General features: G+C 51.5%; 16 protein-coding genes, 1 tRNA gene and 1 pseudogene. 6 read left to right on the top strand and 12 right to left on the bottom strand.

The window, feature by feature from the left end; translation table 11 throughout:
• Nucleotides 1–239 precede the first annotated feature (239 nt).
• The 3 genes and pseudogenes from ACLUXO_RS06165 to ACLUXO_RS06175 all read right to left on the bottom strand — a co-directional run.
• A pseudogene (locus ACLUXO_RS06165) lies at nucleotides 240–584 on the bottom strand (transposase); the annotation flags it as partial.
• Nucleotides 585–1148: 564 nt separating this feature from the next.
• Nucleotides 1149–1997: a helix-turn-helix domain-containing protein gene (locus ACLUXO_RS06170; RefSeq protein WP_412136775.1), complete on the bottom strand. Its 849-nt coding sequence runs from the start codon at nucleotides 1995–1997 to the stop codon at nucleotides 1149–1151.
• A gap of 24 nt (nucleotides 1998–2021) precedes the next feature.
• Nucleotides 2022–3497, bottom strand: a complete 1476-nt coding sequence (locus tag ACLUXO_RS06175; RefSeq protein WP_412136776.1) for an MFS transporter — start codon at nucleotides 3495–3497, stop codon at nucleotides 2022–2024.
• Nucleotides 3498–3799: 302 nt separating this feature from the next.
• On the opposite strand from ACLUXO_RS06175, the gene ACLUXO_RS06180 reads away from it, so the two are divergent.
• The 3 genes from ACLUXO_RS06180 (at nucleotide 3800) to ACLUXO_RS06190 (ending at nucleotide 6334) form a co-directional block, all read left to right on the top strand.
• The gene (locus ACLUXO_RS06180) at nucleotides 3800–5155 is read left to right on the top strand and encodes an ATP-binding cassette domain-containing protein (RefSeq protein WP_412136777.1); all 1356 of its coding nucleotides are present in this window, start codon (nucleotides 3800–3802) and stop codon (nucleotides 5153–5155) included.
• Between the two features lie 8 nt (nucleotides 5156–5163).
• On the top strand, nucleotides 5164–5832 hold the full coding sequence (locus ACLUXO_RS06185) for an energy-coupling factor transporter transmembrane component T family protein (protein WP_412136778.1): 669 nt from the start codon (nucleotides 5164–5166) through the stop codon (nucleotides 5830–5832).
• Between the two features lie 133 nt (nucleotides 5833–5965).
• Nucleotides 5966–6334 (top strand): pyridoxamine 5'-phosphate oxidase family protein, encoded by a 369-nt coding sequence (locus tag ACLUXO_RS06190; RefSeq protein ID WP_201331567.1) that lies wholly within the window; start codon nucleotides 5966–5968, stop codon nucleotides 6332–6334.
• 59 nt (nucleotides 6335–6393) lie between these two features.
• Here the strand turns inward: ACLUXO_RS06190 and ACLUXO_RS06195 are convergent, their stop codons facing one another.
• The 9 genes from ACLUXO_RS06195 to yycF all read right to left on the bottom strand — a co-directional run bounded on the left by ACLUXO_RS06195 (nucleotide 6394) and on the right by yycF (nucleotide 15611).
• Nucleotides 6394–6735 (bottom strand): hypothetical protein, encoded by a 342-nt coding sequence (locus ACLUXO_RS06195; RefSeq protein WP_412136779.1) that lies wholly within the window; start codon nucleotides 6733–6735, stop codon nucleotides 6394–6396.
• A 102-nt stretch (nucleotides 6736–6837) separates the two neighbouring features.
• Nucleotides 6838–7281 (bottom strand): hypothetical protein, encoded by a 444-nt coding sequence (locus ACLUXO_RS06200; RefSeq protein ID WP_412136780.1) that lies wholly within the window; start codon nucleotides 7279–7281, stop codon nucleotides 6838–6840.
• A gap of 127 nt (nucleotides 7282–7408) precedes the next feature.
• The gene (rlmH, locus tag ACLUXO_RS06205) at nucleotides 7409–7888 is read right to left on the bottom strand and encodes a 23S rRNA (pseudouridine(1915)-N(3))-methyltransferase RlmH (RefSeq protein ID WP_003620648.1); all 480 of its coding nucleotides are present in this window, start codon (nucleotides 7886–7888) and stop codon (nucleotides 7409–7411) included.
• Nucleotides 7889–8379: 491 nt separating this feature from the next.
• Nucleotides 8380–9669, bottom strand: coding sequence for a S1C family serine protease (locus ACLUXO_RS06210; protein ID WP_412136781.1), 1290 nt, complete (start codon nucleotides 9667–9669; stop codon nucleotides 8380–8382).
• Between the two features lie 90 nt (nucleotides 9670–9759).
• Entirely contained in the window at nucleotides 9760–10557 is a 798-nt protein-coding gene (locus tag ACLUXO_RS06215; RefSeq protein WP_412136782.1) for an MBL fold metallo-hydrolase, read from the bottom strand.
• A gap of 18 nt (nucleotides 10558–10575) precedes the next feature.
• A complete protein-coding gene (locus ACLUXO_RS06220; protein WP_412136783.1) occupies nucleotides 10576–11376 on the bottom strand; it encodes a two-component system regulatory protein YycI in 801 nt (266 codons plus the stop codon).
• Nucleotides 11377–12951, bottom strand: a complete 1575-nt coding sequence (locus tag ACLUXO_RS06225; RefSeq protein WP_412136784.1) for a hypothetical protein — start codon at nucleotides 12949–12951, stop codon at nucleotides 11377–11379.
• Entirely contained in the window at nucleotides 12941–14836 is a 1896-nt protein-coding gene (walK, locus tag ACLUXO_RS06230) for a cell wall metabolism sensor histidine kinase WalK (protein ID WP_412136785.1), read from the bottom strand. Before walK ends, ACLUXO_RS06225 begins: the two co-directional genes overlap by 11 nt.
• Before the next feature lie 46 nt (nucleotides 14837–14882).
• Nucleotides 14883–15611: a response regulator YycF gene (gene yycF, locus ACLUXO_RS06235; RefSeq protein ID WP_412136786.1), complete on the bottom strand. Its 729-nt coding sequence runs from the start codon at nucleotides 15609–15611 to the stop codon at nucleotides 14883–14885.
• 126 nt (nucleotides 15612–15737) lie between these two features.
• Between yycF and ACLUXO_RS06240 the strand changes: the two genes are divergently transcribed.
• The 3 genes from ACLUXO_RS06240 (at nucleotide 15738) to ACLUXO_RS06250 (ending at nucleotide 17500) form a co-directional block, all read left to right on the top strand.
• Nucleotides 15738–15810 (top strand) — tRNA-Lys (locus ACLUXO_RS06240).
• A 60-nt stretch (nucleotides 15811–15870) separates the two neighbouring features.
• Nucleotides 15871–16647 carry a lysophospholipid acyltransferase family protein gene (locus ACLUXO_RS06245; protein ID WP_412136787.1) on the top strand — a complete coding sequence of 259 codons (777 nt, stop codon included), beginning with the start codon at nucleotides 15871–15873 and terminating at the stop codon, nucleotides 16645–16647.
• A 28-nt stretch (nucleotides 16648–16675) separates the two neighbouring features.
• Nucleotides 16676–17500, top strand: coding sequence for a glycosyltransferase (locus tag ACLUXO_RS06250; protein ID WP_412136788.1), 825 nt, complete (start codon nucleotides 16676–16678; stop codon nucleotides 17498–17500).
• Nucleotide 17501 lies beyond the last annotated feature (1 nt).

The following is a 17501-nucleotide window of genomic DNA, read 5'->3' on the forward strand; positions in this document are numbered from 1 at the left end:
TGATAATATAAAGGACAAAGTTCCCCTAAGGAGCAAGCGCACCAAAGGGAAATTATTATATCCATATACATACTAGAGCATTCCAAAATTTGATTGTACAATCAGCCCAAAACAAAAATGCCCCCTTGATTCTGAAGGGACTGAATCAAGAGGACTTCTCAAGTATGTAATATCTTTGTGTTTTAGGTAATGTTAAGAAAAAGAATGAGGATATATAGGATATAAGGATACGCGTGGTGCTACTTGAAGAAGCTGAATCCATATCTCTCTAGGATGTAGCTAATATTGTAAGTTAGTACAATTATCTCGACAGTTTGTTGGAAACCATCTACACTTCTTGCAAGTATATTTTCAATTCCGTAGTACTTTAGTACAGAAAACACACTCTCGATTGTTCTGCGAATTGCCATTAGCTCTCTTTTGTTATGCTGCTTAGCACCCTTCATATTTTTCCAATAAGGTGTCCACAGTATATAACCGTCTATCTTGAGGGCATCATGCAGTCGTTTGCCTATATAACCTTCATCGCCTAAGATAAAGTGCCCTTCGGGACGAGTACTGAGAATCAGTTCTTCTGCTTCTTTTAACGGTCAAACTAGCCTAGAGCATAAAGGGGCTAGGGTTAGCACCTTAGGCGAGCTCACAATCCTAAGTTAGCCGGCTGCATCGGCATCAAAGTGAGAAATGAAAATATGAAAAAGGTTACCAAATCTGCAATTTTTGTGATTTTTTGAACTATATCTGGCAAAATATTTTAAGATTACGAGTGAGGAGGAGAAGAATGAGTAAAATTATATGGTGAAGAACCATGTGCCGAAGTGAGCAGCAAAATCAGCAGCCGCTGTGTTATATGGTATAATTTGGTATTATCTAAATTAATATAGGAGAAAATATGGATAAGCTAAAAAAGAAAATGCCAAAAAATAAGTATGCAAAAGCTGCTATCTCATTGACAATCTTTTTTGCCTGCATTCTGCCAATCCAATACTTATTTGATAAATTGTCATTTAGTACATTTTGGTCAAACTTTCTTGGCTTAACTATTGGTGTGTACCTCTTTCGGAAAATCATCGTTGCTTTGGGAATTCAACGACACAATTTTTAAAATGTCACTTTATTTAGTGGCATTTTTGCCTTTTTAGCTTAGTCTACAAATTGATCCCCTGCTGGCGGAAGAGCTCCTTACGCTTGGCCGCCGGCGACATCCCGTAATACTTGCCGAATTTTTCATAAAAGAAGGACTTGCCCCGGTAGCCAACCAGGCCGATGATCTGCTTGATCGACAGGTCTGGCCGGGCCAAAAGGCGGACGGCTGCCTCCATCTTCTGCTCGTCAACCAGCTCAATAAAGCTCTGCCCAGTCTTCTTTTTGACCAGGTCGGAAAAGTAGTTGGGACTGAGCTGGTAGTAAGCTGCGGCACTCTTTAAGCTGGTCGAGACGTAGTTTTCACTAATATAGCGGCGGATCTCCCGCTCACTCAAGCTGCCCGCTTCATTTAGTGCCCGCAAGGCCAGGGCCAAGGCAGTTAGCAGGTGGCTTTTGAGCAGGATTGGGGCTAAAGAATCGCTAGTATGGTACTCATTCAAGGCCGCCAGGAAAGCCGCTCCAGCCGGCCCGTCAACCGCCACCCGGCCGTGGGTCCCTACTTCTTCAGCTTCTCCCAGCATAAGCTCCTTTTTCAAGTCTTTCACTGAAAAAGCTTCTGGCAAGACTAGCTGGACCAAGAGCCCCTCTTTCAAACTGGCCTGGCAAGATTGGCCAGCTGCCAGGAGAAACCAGTCGCCGGGCTTGACCTGCCACTTTTGCTGGTCAGCCCGGAAGCGCCCCGTCCCCGCTAAAAGCAGCAAGGCAGTCAAGGAGTCCGTCTTCCAGCCTTCAGCCTTGTCGCCTAGTAAAACAAACTGGCAATCAGCAGTCTGCCCCTTCCCTTTAGTCAGCGGCAGGGCGGCATCCCCAGCTTCCTGCAATTTTTTCCGCAACTTGGCAATTTCAGTCATCGGCTTGCCCCTTTCCTAAAAAACTTACCGTAACTTGGCCAATTTTTTCTCCCGCCAGCGGGCCCAGATGGCCAAAAGCAGAGACAGGAAGACCAGGATAAAAGCGGCCCAGAAAATCGCGTGGATGGCCCCGTAAAGGATATTCTCCATCTGGCCCAAATCCTGCTTGGGCAGGCTGGCCCGGGTCTTGGCGTCTGACAAGTGGTTGAGCATGGACAAGCTGATCTTGCCGCCGCTAGCCTTGACCCCCTTAGCCAGGTGCTCATTCAAGATGACCCCGAAGACGCTGGAAGAAATCGCCATGGCCAGCATCCGGATCAGGTAAGAGAAGGAAGTAGCGACCGGCACGTCCTGGCTTTCCGCGTCTTCTTGCACCTTAACCTGGAGCTGGTTGAACATGACCCCATTGCCCCAGCCCTGCAGCATCCCGGCCAGCAAAATCCCCCAGTAAGGGAAATAGCGCGGAGCCACGGCCATGGCCAGGTAGCCCGCCGTCAAAAGCCAGCAGGTGGCCAGCATAACCTGGTAGGCCGACCAGCGCCGGCGCATTTTTTCCACGGACAAGGAGCCCAGCATGTCGGTAAAGGCCCCGGGAATCTGGGTCATCCCCCCGACCAGGGCAGTCGTGGCCATCAAACCTTCAGCCCACATCGGCGCGTAGACGCTGTAAGCCGACATGGCGGCCCAGATCAAAACGAACAAAGTAAAGTCGACCACCAGGGGGATATTTTTGAACAAACGGCCCGGGATAATCGGGTCCTCCGCCCGGCGCTCAATAATGACCAAGAGGCCGATGAAAATCAAGGCCGCCGCGAAGATCAAAAGCGCCGTGGCCAGACTGGCTGAACCCACCAGCTGGGTCCCCAATAAGAGGGCCACCACCCCAAAGGACAGGCAGATGGCCCCGCCTAAGTCGACCTTGCGAACTGGCCGGTCTTTTTTCTCATCCAGGAAAAAGATCTGGATCAAAACGATGGAAATCAAGGCCACCGGGATGTTGATGTAAAAGACCCAGCGCCAGGACAGGGCATCAACGATCCAGCCCCCAAAGAGCGGCCCTAAGATGGTGGCCGTGGTGAAGAAGGCAGAGACCATCCCCAGCACTTTTAAGCGCTTGTGGGCGTTTGGATAAAGGTCAGAGTAGATGATATAAGGAAGCGACACCATCCCCCCATTGCCGATCCCGGCCAACAGGCGGAAGGTTAAGAGAAAGGACATCTGCTGGGCGCAGCCCTGGAGCAGGGCCCCCAGCAAGAAGCAGGCAGCCGCGAGCTGGTAGGCCAGCTTATTCCCCCGCCGCTCGCCTAATTTACTCCAAAGCGGCGTGGAAACAGCCGTCCCCAATAAGAAGATGGCCACCAGCCAGCCGGTATACTCAATCCCGTGCAAATCGGCAATGATCCGCGGCAAGGCGGTGTTGATGATCGTGTTGTCCAGGCCGGACATGACGTTTGACAACATCAAGGCCACGGTAATTACTCGTCTTCGTTGATCTGACATTTTTCTCTCCCACTAAAGTCTAAAAGTCTGTAATTCTAGGATACAGCTAAAAATTTTTTCGTTAAAGCCACTTCCCAGATTATTTTAAGAAAAGTGCTATAAATCGGCTTTTTCAATCAGTTTGGACAAAGTTTGAATTAGACAGGCCTTAGCAAATCCAATATAATAAAATAAGAATCAATTTGACGAATCAACGGGGTGCCGGAAGGCTGAGATGATACCCATGGAACCTGGCCAGGTAATGCTGGCAAGGGAAAATGCTGCTGCTTATGGTCACCCCATTTTTGAGGTGACTTTTTATTTTGCAAGCAGAACTGATAATTGACCACTTAACCTTTTCCTACGGGGACCGGGAGGTCATCCGCGACCTGTCCTTAACCCTGCCGGCGGGGACTTTTTCCCTCTTGATCGGGCCGACCGGCTGCGGCAAGTCGACCCTGCTCAAGATCATGGCCGGCCTCTACCCGAAATACGGGGGCCAGCTGACCAGCGGGCAGGTCTCTTTGGGCGGGCGGAGCCAGGCCATGATGTTCCAGGAAGCCGGCGAGCAGTTTACCATGGCCACGCCTAGAGAAGAGATTATTTTTGCCATGGAAAACCTGGGCAAGGGTAAAGAAGAATTTGCGGACCGGCTGAAGCTGGCCAGCGAATTCGCGGAAATCGACGCTCTTTTAGACCAGAAGATCGTAACCATGTCCGGCGGGGAAAAGCAGCGGGTAGCCTTGGCCGTCCTGGTCGCCATGGACGTGGACATTTTCTTATTAGATGAGCCTTTTGCCAGCGTGGACCCGGCGGCCCGCCGCTTCTTGATTGGCCGCTTGGCCAAGCTGAAAGAGCAGGGCAAGACCATCATCATCACCGACCACATTTTTGACGACTACCAGGGAAAGGTGGACGGGGTCTACCGCTTCAAAGGCGAGCAAGTGGACTTATTGACTAAGGATGAACAAGCACTTCTCCTGGCTACTGAGCCAATCAGCCTGCACTTCTCCCTGCCGGAGAAGGAGCCAGCGGCTTTTGTCATGAAAAATTTCGCCATCAAGCAGGGCCGGCCTTTGCTTGAGCAAAAGGAATTAGCCATCCCAAAGGGGAAGGTAACCTTGATCACGGGGCCAAACGGCAGCGGGAAGAGTTCCCTGTTTAAGGCCATGACCAAATTGCTGGACTACCAGGGATCACTTACCTGGGAGGGCAAGGAAGTGGCCAAGCTCAAGGAACGGACCTACTTCCAGCATGTGGCCCAGATTTTTCAAAACGCAGCTGACCAGTTCATGGCGATTACTGTCAAAGAGGAGCTGGATTTGAGCAAAAAGCACGCCTGCCCCTACTTCACTCCGGAAGTCTTGGACCAGGCCCTGGCTGACCTGGATTTGGCCGACCACCTGGACCAGGTGGTCTATTCTTTATCAGGCGGGCAGAAAAAGAAGCTGCAGATCCTCTTGATACTTCTGTCAGGCCAGGAAGTGCTCTTGATCGATGAGCCTTTGAGCGGCCTGGACCAGAAGTCGATTGAGCAAGTTGTGGGCCTTCTCAAAAAGTGCCAGAAAAAGAGCGGGCAGACCATCCTGCTGATCAGCCACCAGTTCTACGGAATCAATACTTGGTGCGACTACCACCTGCGCCTGGCCGGCAGAGAGCTGGCTTTTGTCCAGGATTAGGAGGAAAAATGACTAAAAGCAAAATGAATCCCAGCTTGAAATTCCTGCTGACCTTGATTATTTCACTGGAGTTATCTTTTAAGGTCAGCCTTTTCAGCAACATCATCGTTATTGTTTTATCCTTAGCCTACCTCTTATACCGGCGGATCAAGCCTAAGGCCCTGGGCGGGATGCTTCTGGCAACGGGCTTAGCGGCAATTACCGTCTTTTCTTCGGGCTACATCTTCAGTGACCACCGCGACCTCTGGTATGCCCTGGACATTTCCAGCCGGGTCTTCGTATACACCTTTACGACGGCCTGCTTGACCATTTCAACCACGGCAGAAGAGATGGCCCGGTCGCTGGAACAGAACCTGCACTTGCCAAGCAAGTTTGCCTACGGGACTTTGGCGGCTTTGAACATCATCCCCCGCATGCAGGCCGCGGTCAAGCAGATCCGGGTGGCAGGGATGATGCGGGGAGTCTACCTCTCCTTTTGGTCCCCACTTTTGTACTTTAAGGCGATTTTAGTAGCCTTAAACAGCGCCGACAACCTAGCCCAAGGAATGGAGTCTCACGGCTACAAAGAAGGGGCTCCGCGGTCGGTGATCATCGCTGTGCCACTGACTAAAAAAGACTGGCTGCTCTTTATTATCGCCATTGTCTTTTTGAATCTGGGCGCATTTCTACTACCGTAGAAATCGCAAAAAATTTTAGTAAAAAAGTTATAAACTTGACCTAAATCAATTTCTTTTGCCTGGCAGGGTCCTATAATATTAAGTATCAAGAGAAAAATTGTTACTTTAAGTAAAAAGAAGGGAAATTACCATTATGAAGAAATTAGACGCTACTACTTTGACTGCTGACCAACAAAAGTTCTTTAACGACGCTTTAGCCTTCGTTGCTTCCGTTGACAAGGACGGCAAGCCACAAGTTGGTCCTAAGGGCTCTGTAACTGCTTTGGACGACAAGCACTTGGTCTGGAGTGAAGTTACTTTCTCCCACTTGTGGGAAAACATCAAGAACGGCAGCAAGGTTGCTGTTGTAGTTGCTGACGTGCCAAGCCACACTAACGTGCGCGTGGTCGGCAGCGTGACTATCCACGAAGGCGACGACTTTGCTAAGGAATACGCTGCTAAGGTTGGCAAGCCAGAAACTGCTGCTGCCGTAGTAGTTGAAGTTGAAGAAATCTTCGCTTAATCAAATCAGCATAAAGAAAATGGCTTCTAGGAGAAAATCCTGGAAGCCATTTTTTCTGTCTATTTTTTCGCCCATAAAAGGCCACAGGCCAGAGCCGCGTAAAGCAAGTACAAGATGCCGATTGAGATGTACTCATGAATGTTGAAGCAAAAAATCAAGACAACAACCGCTAATGCTGCAGCAATTACGTAGCCAGCTGCTGGGCTGAGCTTGGTCAAGGGCGCGATGCCCAGAAATAGGGTTAACACTGTGATTGCAATCATACTAGCAATGGCCCAAGATACTGGCCCCGGGTTGCCTAAGGCAAAGATCCACTGAACTGCCATAAACAAGGCTAAACAGATGCCGGCCAGCAGAAAGGCGGTTTTGACGGCTGGCTTAGTTGCAAAGTTTTTCATCATAATCACGCTCCTATTTTTAAAAGGCTATTCACTTATATTGTAAGCTCAAGTTCAACTTTTGAGCAGTGATTCTTGCTAAGTTTAATAACTTTTGTTCTTCGGTTACCCAAGCCAGGCCATCACGCAGCTGACCAGGCTGACGGCCAAGAGGATACTAGCCAGCCAATAGTTAAAGACTGCCTTCCCCCGCCAGCGGTAGCTGGCCAGAACCAGACTAACCGCCAAATCTACAACAGCCAAAGTCCAGTACCAGGTCAAGCCGAAATACAGGCCTACCACCCGGTCAATTACAAGGCCCAGCAAAAGGCAGGCGCCAATTACCCAAGCCGCTGCAGGAGCTAGCCACTTGCTCAGCCAGACCCCCACAACAGCCGCAGCAACGAGCAAAATAAAGGCATCATAGAGCAGTTCTGCTGCCCGCCCATGACTGCCGCTAAAGGCATAACCGGAAGCCGTCTGGCCAACTAAATTAATGATCAAAGACACTGCCGCTGCCGTCAAAAGCAGGTCATTGGCCAGCCACATGTAACGCTCTGTTTTAGTCATCAAAACCATCCCTTTCATGACTAAAATACTTTATTCAAACACTTTCACCCTAGATTCTAGCACTAGACTGATTCGTATACAAAAAGCCCCTCCTGTTTATTACCCAGGAGAGGCTAAAAAATCTATTCTATTTGTGGTAAGGACTGCCAGAGTTAATCATAAAGGCCCGGTAGATCTGCTCAATCAAAACCAGCCGCATCAATTGGTGGGGCATGGTCAGCTTGCCGAAACTGAAGAGATCGTTGGCCCGCTTGTTGACCGCGTCACTGGTCCCCAGGCTTCCCCCAATCACGAAAGTAATGTCGGAATGCCCGTAGGTCCCCAGGTCCTTCAGTTCCTTGGCGAACTCTTCACTAGCCCGCTCTTTGCCCTTAATGGCCAAAACGTAGACATATTCCTTATCCTTGATCTTGCTCAGGATCCGCTCGCCTTCCCGCTTCTTGACCTCTTCCATCTGGGCCGGACTGAGGCTTTCCGGCGCCTTTTCATCCGGCACCTGCACGATCTCCACCTTGGCAAAACGGCTCAGCCGCTTCTGGTACTCCGCGATCCCGTCCTTAAAATACTTCTCTTTTAATTTTCCAACGCAAACAATTTTGATATTCATAATGCCCCTATTTTACCATTTTTGCTTCTGTCCCCACAATTAACAGTTTATCAACCGCCTTTTTCCACAGCTGTGGAAAGGCCTTTTCTAGATCTAGTGGACTAGAGCAGAATTCTATCTAGGTCTAGCTTTTTGCAAAAAAATTTCTAAAATCCCGTGTAACCATTCCACAAAGCGCCTGTGGACTGGACCTTTTCACAAACAATCAGCCAAAAAGCCCGGCCTGCCGCCTTGAACAGACGTTTTAACATGACTTTTACCCGTGGAACTTACACACAATCCACAACTTATCCACAGCTTTTTTAGTGCTTTTTACCCCATTTTTTGCACAATTCACAGTGTTTTCCACAGGATTGGGGATAAAGTCTCCTCAAAAATTTTCCTTGACAAGAAAAATATCCGAACTTTACGCCTTTTTCTCCCTGTTTTCGTTTTGGAAAAAGCAAAAAATCCAGCAGATCTGCTGATCCACTGGATTATTTGTTCTTAAATTAGTTGCTTGCCTGCAGGGTTACCGTGAAGGTCATGGTCTTGCCGTTCCGGTTGACCGTGATCTTGACCTTGTCGCCAACATTGTGGCTGTACAGGATGCTGTGCAGGGTGGCTACGTCGTTGACCGTCTTGCCGTCAGCCGCCGTAATCACGTCACCCTTCTTGATCCCGGCACTGGCTGCCGCGCTACCTGAAGTTACGCTGGCCACGTACAGGCCCTTCTTCAGACTGGTTGAAATGCCCAGCTGCTTCTTGTAGTAGCTGTTCAGTTCAGCAATCGCTGCTACCTTGATGCCCAATTGCGGCCGGGTGATCTTCCCCTTCTTGACCAATTGGTTGACGATCGTCACAACTTCGTTTGACGGGATCGCGAAGCCCATCCCTTCAACGGAGTCACCGCTGCTGGAGCTGGACAGCTTCATGGAGTTGATCCCGATAACCTGGCCGTCAGAGTTGACCAGGGCACCACCGGAGTTACCGGAGTTGATGGCCGCGTCAGTCTGGATGACCGTCATCTGGTTGGAGTTGTAAGTGATCGTCCGGCTTGGTGAGGAAATGATCCCTTGCGTTACCGTAGACGCGTATTCAGACCCTTCCGGTGAACCGATGGCAATCACCGTCTGCCCGGACTGCAGGCTGCTGGAGTCACCAAATGAAGCGGTCTGGGTCACGTACTTGGAGTCGATTGACAGAACTGCCAGGTCACTGGTTGAGTCCTTGCCGACAACCTTAGCGGCAATCGTCTGCCCGGAAGCCAGGATGACCTTCACCTTGGCTGCCCCGGAAATAACGTGGTTGTTAGTGACGATGTAGCCCTTGCCATTGGCCGTCGTGTAGATGACCCCGGAACCTTCAGAGTACAAAGTCAAAGACTTCTTGGAGCTGGATGAGCCTGAATCAGAACTGTCCGAATCACCGTAGCCAAACATGCTGTAGATGTCAGAGCTTGATGATGAACTGGAAGTGTACTTGTAGTTCAAGACTGAAACAACCGCGTTCTGCACCTTCTTGTAGGCGGAAGTCATCGTCCCGCTGGTAGTCGTGGACTTGTTGACCTTGGTCGTGCCGCTGGATGAAGTCGTCACTGACCCGGTTTCACCAGTGTTGCTGCTGCTTGAGCTGGCCGTGGATGATGAAGTACTGCTGTTCAAATTGGCTGCTGACAAACCGCCATAAGCAATCCCCCCGCCCAAAAGACCGGCAACGACCCCAATGATGGCCGCTTTAGTTAACAAACGGTTATTTTCCTTCTTGCGCGTGTTTCTTTGCTTATCTTGTTCTTCAGACATGATTATCACTCCTTATCGTTGCCATTATCATATCCAAGCTTTTTGAAGTATATATGAACAAAAGGTATTAAAAGCTTTAAAGCCTATGTATTATAAATTAATTAAAGAACTCGGCGTCATCGGCTCGGTATCGTGCAATTCCAGGTCACTGGACACATCGGCGTCTTTTTCCGCCAGAACCTGTTCAGCCACGTCCCGGGCCAAATAGTTTAAATTGTTCTGCTGGCTGCGGTGGGCCATGAAAACATGCTTGGTTTTAGAACTGATAACCCTGGCCAGAGTCTCAGCCGCCTGCTCGTTTGACAGGTGGCCGTGGTCTGACCGGACCCGCTGCTGCAGGCTCCAGGGATAGGGGCCGCTTCTCAGCATCAGGTCGTCATAGTTGAACTCGAGCAAATAAGCATCCGCGTCTTGAATCTCATATTCGACTTCTTCAGACACGTAGCCCGTGTCCGTCAGGCAGGCCAGGCGCTTGCCCCCGCTGGAGAAAACGTAGTACTGAGGCTGGGCCGCGTCATGGCTGGTGGCAAAAGCCGTCACTTCCAAGTCCCCATAGCACTTGGTCTGGCCCGGCTCAATCACGTTGATCTGGTCTTCCGGCAGGCGGCCGATCTTCCCGGTCTCCTCCAAATACTTCCAGGTGCCCGTGTTGCTGAAGGCATTCAGCTGGGGATAGCGGCGCATAAGGACCCCCATCCCCCCGCTGTGGTCGCCGTGGTCATGGCTTAAAAAGACCATGTCCAGGTCCTCGATCGCCACGCCTACCTTGGCTAAAAGCTCCTTAGTCTTCTTGCCTGAAAGGCCGGCATCCATCAAAATCTTGTGCTGGTCAGTCATCAGCAGGCTGCAGTTGCCCGCTGATCCGCTCGATAATACCGCGAATTGCAAATCTTTTCCTTCCTGCCCTTAATCGTCCAATGTACTGTTTTGCAAAAGCTGGCCGCTGAAGGCGTTAACCCGCTTCAAGCTGCTGCTCTTGCTGCTCTTGTTTTCGATCCAGACCAGCCAGGTCGGGACAAAAATCACGCTGCCCCGGACCTCGGTCAATTTGGTGTAGCCCAGCTTAACCTGCATTACCCGGGAGTTGTCAGCCAGTTCCCGGGTGGTGTAGAGGTTGCTGACCGCCCGCCAGGGGCTGATCGTGGCCTGCAGCTCGCGGACGCTGGTCAAGTCGCTCAAATAAGTCTGATAGTAGCCAGTAATCTTCTTGTTCTTGACATTGACCACCAGCTGGGCCAGGCTGCTGTAAACCTGGCCATACTGGGACTTCTGCACGTAAACGTAGCTGCTGTTGCTGGAAAGGTTCTTGGCATAGACATACTGCTTGCCATGCGGGACGTAATTGCTGTCATTCTTGAACTCGCCCACCGTCATCCGCTCCAGCGGAATCGCGGTCTTCATGGTCGCGTATAGGGTCTTGTCCCCTTCAGTGTAGCTGGTGGAGACGTCGCTGCTGAGCTTCTTGGCGGCTTCTTTCAAGTCGCTCTTGCTTCTAGTGGCCAGGTAGTAGCCCGAGTCCCCCTTTTTAGATAGAGAGGGAACCGTAATATTGTCTGACTTCATTTCAGTCTTCAAGCTGGTTGAGGTCGTCACCGAATTGGTCGATGAGGTCAAGGTAACCGGGGCCCGCCAAAGTTCAATCAAGAGATAGATGTCGACTAAGCAGAAGAGGATCAGAAAAAGCCATTCAATTTTGCGATGATCCATTTACTTTTCTCCTTCCTCTGAGCTGGCAGAGCTTGCTGATACGGCGGAACTTGAACTGGAGCTGCTGGAGCTGGAGCTTGATTCAGCCGCCGGCTGGCTGCGGCTGCTGGAATATGCTTCCTGGCTGCTGGCCGGTGCCTGGCTGCCCGCCTGGCTGACGCTGGAGCTTGCGCTCGAGCTGGCTTCACTGCTCGACTCACTGCTGGAAGAGCTGGAAGACGAGTAGCTGCTGGAGCTGGAACTTGATCCCTCCATCAACAGATCCGTGTTTTCCGCCTTGGCCTTCTTCCAACCGGCCAGGCTGTTCCAGCTGCCGCCAACCTTGATGAAGTAGGCCGGAACCAGGGTGATCAAGTCGCTGCGCTTCTTGTCGGCCTGGATATGGTAGCCGATGGCGATTTTTTCAATTTCGCTTTCCTTGATGCCGATGCTATTCAGCTCCTTCAGCAGGGTCGCGGTTTTCGGCAAGGTCTTGACATGGCCGTCATACGGGATCGGGATCTGCAGGTTTATGCTGCTGAAAGCCACGCTGACCGACTCCGTCCCCATGGTTACCTGGGTCTGAGCCAAAGTATCGTTGGCAAAAATCGGATAGCCTTCAATATAGTTGATGTAGGACACCGTCTTGCCGCTGCTTTCAAAAAAGCGCAGGTCCTGTTCAGCCAAGCCCAGCTGCTTGACATAGGCAGCACTTTCCAGCATCTCCTGGGTGGCCGTCCGCTCCTGGCTGGTCAGGTAGTTCTGGTACAGGTACTGGTGGTCATCGCTCTTGCCTTCCTTAGGGATCTGCAGGCGCTTGGAATAGCCAGCCGTGTAGACGGTGCGGCCGTTCTTAGCCACTGACTTCCGGTAGCTGCTGCCCAAAAGCCGGGAAGCATAGTAGCTGCTGGACTGGTAGCTGATCAGGTAGCTGTATTCCTTAACCTTGACCGCTTTCGCATAAAAAGGCACGTAGAGCTTCTTTAAGTGTAGGAAGCTGACCTCCTGCCGGTCTTGGGCGCTCTTGACGTACTTAACCAGCTGCTGGAAGGAACCGGACTTGATCCTTATCCGGTAGACCCGGCTGCCCTTGTCATTGCCAAAGTAAAGGTAGCGGGTCTTGCTCTTGACCGGAACGAAAACCCGGTTGAACTGCAGGCTGGAATTGGTCTGCTTCTTGCCTAAAAGGACCGTGAAATTGATCTGGTCCGGGTAGGCAAACATAATATAGTTCTGGTCAGCCAGCAGTTTCTCATAGTCACTGGCCGTGGTTGACATTTTCTCGATCGTCCCCAGCTTGACCTTTTCCAGGTACTGGACAAACTTCAAAGGCAGGTTCCGCTTGGCGTCATGGACCTGGTAGCGGACCCCGTTTTGAAAGACATAGGTCTGGCCCGGGGCGTAAAAAGACTGGACATTCCGGTAGTGGGTCGATAAAGAAGCCGAGCTCTGAGAGGATGATTCATTGCTGATCCGGCTGAAGCGCTGGTCACTGGTCATCACCGTGACCCAGAGGCCGATCGAGATCAGAATCACGGTCAAGGTCGCCAGGTGGAGGAGAAAATCATTGAATTTGAACTTGAATTTAAACTTCATCCCATTCATCCTCCTCATCCATTGGTTCGTAAGGCAGGGCAATATAGAAGGTTGACCCGTGCCCTTCCCGGCTGTCCGCCCAGATCCGGCCGCCATGGGCCGTCACGATTTCCTTGGCGATAGCCAGGCCCAAACCAGTCCCGCCTTGGGCCCGGGACCGGGCCTTGTCTGCCCGGTAGAAGCGGTCAAAGATCTTGCCCAGGTCCTTCCTTGGAATCCCTAGCCCCTGGTCGCTGATGCTGAGCAGGATCTGGTTCTGGTTCTGGGTCAGGCGGACCGTGATGGTCCCCCCGTCAGGGGAGTACTTGATAGCGTTGTTCATGATGTTGTCGATCACCCGCATCATCTGGTCAGTGTCGATTTCCACCCAAAGGGCCTGGTTGCCCAGGTCCCGCTTGATCACGTATTCCTTGGTATCGCTCTGGGCCTCGCCCTGGTCATGTTCGACAATCATATCGAAGCGGTTGAGCAGGTGGGAGACAAAGTCGGTAAAGTTGACCCATTCCGGTTCCAGCTTGGTGGCTCCCCGGTCCATTCTGGACAGAACCAGGAGGTCGTTGACCATCCGGATCATCCGCTCAGTTTCCTTTTGCGTCACATCCAAAAACTGGGGGGCAATCTCCGGATCCTTCCAGGCCCCTTCATTCAAGGCTTCAATATAAGCCCGGACACTGGTTAACGGAGTCCGCAATTCATGGGAAACATTAGAAACGAACTGCCGCTGCTCGTCTTCGTTCTTGATCTGCTCAGTCACGTCGTGCAAAACGCAGACGGCCCCGGAAACAAAGCCCGTGACCCGCTTGATCAAGGTAAAGCTGGCGTGCAGGATCATTTCATCATCCGTGCCGGCATTGACCGTGACCTGCATGTCGCTTTGGTTGGAGATCAAGTCCTGGGAAGTGTAGTCCTCCCCCAGGCCTAAAACTTGGGAAATCGGCTTGTTGATCGCGTCTTCAGCCTTGACGTCCAGGAAGTCCTGGGCCATCTGGTTCATGATCGACACGTTCCCGTGCCGGTCGGTCGCGATCACCCCGTCAGTCATGTGGGACAGGACGCTGTCCAGCCGGCGGCGCTCAGATTCTGACTGCTCATTGGACCGCTCGATCTTGGCTGAAAGGGTGTTAAAGGCCGCCCCCAGCTGGCCCAGTTCGTCATTAGAGTAGATCTTGACCTGGGTTGAATAGTCCCCGTCAGCCACCTGGATGGCCTGCTGGCGGAGCTCTTCAATCGGCCGGGTTATTGCCCGGGAAATAAACATGGAGGCAATCGCCGCCACGACCACGGCTAAAAGTGAGGCTGTCAAGAACATCATCGAGACATTGCGCAAGTTGTTAAAGACGTCAGCCATGCTGGCCCGGACGTAAACCGCCCCAACGATGTTAGTTCCGCTGGTCAAGGGCACGATCTGGACCATGAAGCTGCCCTTCTGGTCACTGGTAACCTGGGTCTTCTGCTGGCCGGAGTTGATCACTTCCCGGATATCGCCGTTGTTGGACAATTGCCCCACCCGGTTCTTGTCGTTTAAGTTGGACACGGCCCGGATCACGTTCTTGCTGTCCACGACCTGGATTTCAGAAATCGCGTCATTGCTGTAGTCAGTGATGATCTGGTTCATCTTCCGGTCAGCGCTCTTGCCGTTCTTGACCAGCTGGGTGGTCAGCTGGTCGGTTACGATCGACTGCAGCTGAATCGTGGTTTGAAAGTTGTCGATGCTGGTCTGTTCCATCTGCCGGGTAAAGTAGGCCCCGATAATTTCAATCGTGGCCAGCAAAAGGAGCATGAAGATAAGGGCGATCTTGGTCTGGATCGAGCTGACCACGCGCTTAAGCAAGTTGGTCTTCTCTTTCTTCACTTTCTCTTTGCGTGCTTTTTTATCTTTCTTCATTAATCCATCCACATAAAGAAAGCCACCTCAAACAGTGGCTCCCAAATTATTCTTCTGTTTGCTGCTTGACAAAGTAGCCGACTCCCCGCCGGGTAACCAAAATCTTCGGCCGGACCGGGTTGTCCTCGATCTTTTCCCGCAAGCGGTGAACCGTAACGTCGACAGTCCGGACATCACCGAAGTAGTCGTAGCCCCAGACCGTCTGCAAGAGGTGCTCTCTGGTCATAACCTGGTCCATATGCTGGGCCATGTAGTAGAGCAGCTCGAATTCCCGGTGGGTCAGTTCGATCTTTTCCCCGTTCTTTTCAACCAGGTAGGCATCCGGCTTGATCAGCAGGTTACCGATCTGGATGTCATTGCTTTCCTGTTCTTTTTCCTTCTGCTGGTTGACTTCCACTGCCTTCTTGACGATGTCCCGGCGGCGCAAATTGGCCTTGACCCGGGCCACCAGCTCACGGTTGGAGAAAGGCTTGGTCACGTAGTCGTCCGCCCCCATTTCCAGGCCGAGGACCTTGTCGATCTCACTGCCCTTGGCAGTAACCATGATGATCGGCATGTCATGGGTCTGGCGGACCTCCCGGGCTACTTCCAGCCCGTCTTTCTTCGGAAGCATTAAGTCTAAAATCATTAAGTCAGGGTTGTATTCTTCAACCTTCTCGACAGCTTCCTCGCCGTCATAAGCGGTCTCTACATCAAAACCCTCTTTGGTCAAGTTGAACTTGATGATATCGGAAATCGGTTTTTCGTCGTCAACGACGAGAATTTTTTTAGGCATTATGAACCTCCTTCACTGTGACTATTATACTTGATTTGCCCGCGAAATTAAAAAAATTACAATTAATGTAAAAAAGAAGATTGCTTTTACTGAAATTTATGGCATAATAAAGGTGTTGGTTGATACGGGTCGTTAGCTCAGCTGGCAGAGCACCGGACTCTTAATCCGGGTGTCCAGGGTTCGATCCCCTGACGACCCATCATCCCTAAGCACTGCACTTGCAGTGCTTTTTTTATTTTACAGCAAGCGGGGACTTTTGATGAGTAAAAAGACTTACTACTACCACAGTGAAAGCGAGGACCTGGTCAGTTCCGCCCAGCAGGACTTCCAGCTCCCAGATGACTACCAGGTCTTCCGGAAAGGGGCGGCTTGGCAATTCTGGAACGGCCTGGTCCGCACTTTGGCCTACGCCTTTGCCTGGCTCTACTCCCGCCTCTTTTTATTGGTTAGGGTCAAAGGCAAGGAAAAATTGCGCCCCTTTAAAAAGCAGGGATATTTTGTCTACGGCAACCACACCCAGATGCTGGGTGACCCCTTCACCCCCATGACCATCGTCAACCCCTACCGCTACTATGCCCTGGCCGCCCAGGCCAACTGGGGGATTCCTTTTTTAGGCAAGTACGTAATTCCGGCAGCTGGCCTGCCGGTTGGGAAAAACATCAAGCAGTCCATCAGCCTGCTTAAAGACGTCAAATACGCCTATGAAGAAAAGCAGGCAGCTATCGTCATCTACCCGGAAGCCCATCTTTGGCCCTACTACACCAAGATCCGCCCCTTCCCGGCGACCAGCTTCAATTTCCCGGTCAGCTTGAAGGCCCCGGCTTTTGCCATGACGACCACCTACCAGCCCTGCCGCTGGCGCAAGCGGCCGAAAATCACGGTCTATATTGACGGCCCCTTTTACCCGGACGAGAAGCTGGGCAAGAAGGCGGCCCAGGAAAAGCTGCACGGTGAAATCGCCAAAAGCATGCAGGAGCGGGCAAAACTGAGCACTTGCGAGTATTGCTCGTATGTTAAAATTGACAGTAAGAACTAGGACTTTTTCTACTAAGGAGGCAAAAACCATGAACTTTCTTTTTTGCGGTGACCACAACGCTGAAAGAGGCGTGCTGATTGCCGTCTTATCCCTGCTCAAAGCCGAACGCGGCGAAGAGGTTCACGTCTACATCCTGACCATGAGGGCCAAGAGCAAATCCAGGTCCTTCAAGCCCTTCAGCCAGCACGCGGCCGACTTCATCCGCTCGCTCATCGTGGCTGACAACCCCAACAGCAGCCTGGAGCTGATCGACTGCACCGAAAACTTCATCAAGGAACCGCCGACGGCCAACATGGGCACCCGCTTCACCCCCTACGCCATGCTCCGGCTTTTTGCCGACGAACTGCCGCAAATTCCCGACCGCATCCTCTACCTGGATGATGACGTGATCATCCGCCGGCCGGTTGACCAGTTCTACACCCAGGACTTGACCGGGACGGAACTGGTCGGGGTCCTGGACTACTTTGGCCGCTTCTTCTTCCACAATCAAAAGAAGATTTTTGACTACTTGAATTCCGGGGTTCTCCTTTTGAACATGCCGGAAATCAAGCGGACTGGCCTCTTTAAACGGGTCCGTCACTTGATGCAGGTCAAGAAGATGTTCCTGCCTGACCAGACAGCTATCAACAAGCTGGCCAAGGAAAAGCGGATTGCCCCGCGCAAGTACAATGAGCAATATGCCCTGCAGGAAGACACGGTCATCCAGCACTTTACCACCAGCTTCCGCTTCTTCCCTTACTTCAGAACTCAGACGGTCAAGCCTTGGGACGTAAAAAGGGTCCACAGTGTGTTAAAGTTGCATGAATATGATGACTTGCTCAATGAATACCTGCAACTGAAAGACCAGCTGTAAA

The sequence above is a fragment of the Lactobacillus delbrueckii subsp. bulgaricus genome (assembly GCF_046938665.1).
GTDB lineage: Bacteria > Bacillota > Bacilli > Lactobacillales > Lactobacillaceae > Lactobacillus > Lactobacillus delbrueckii_C.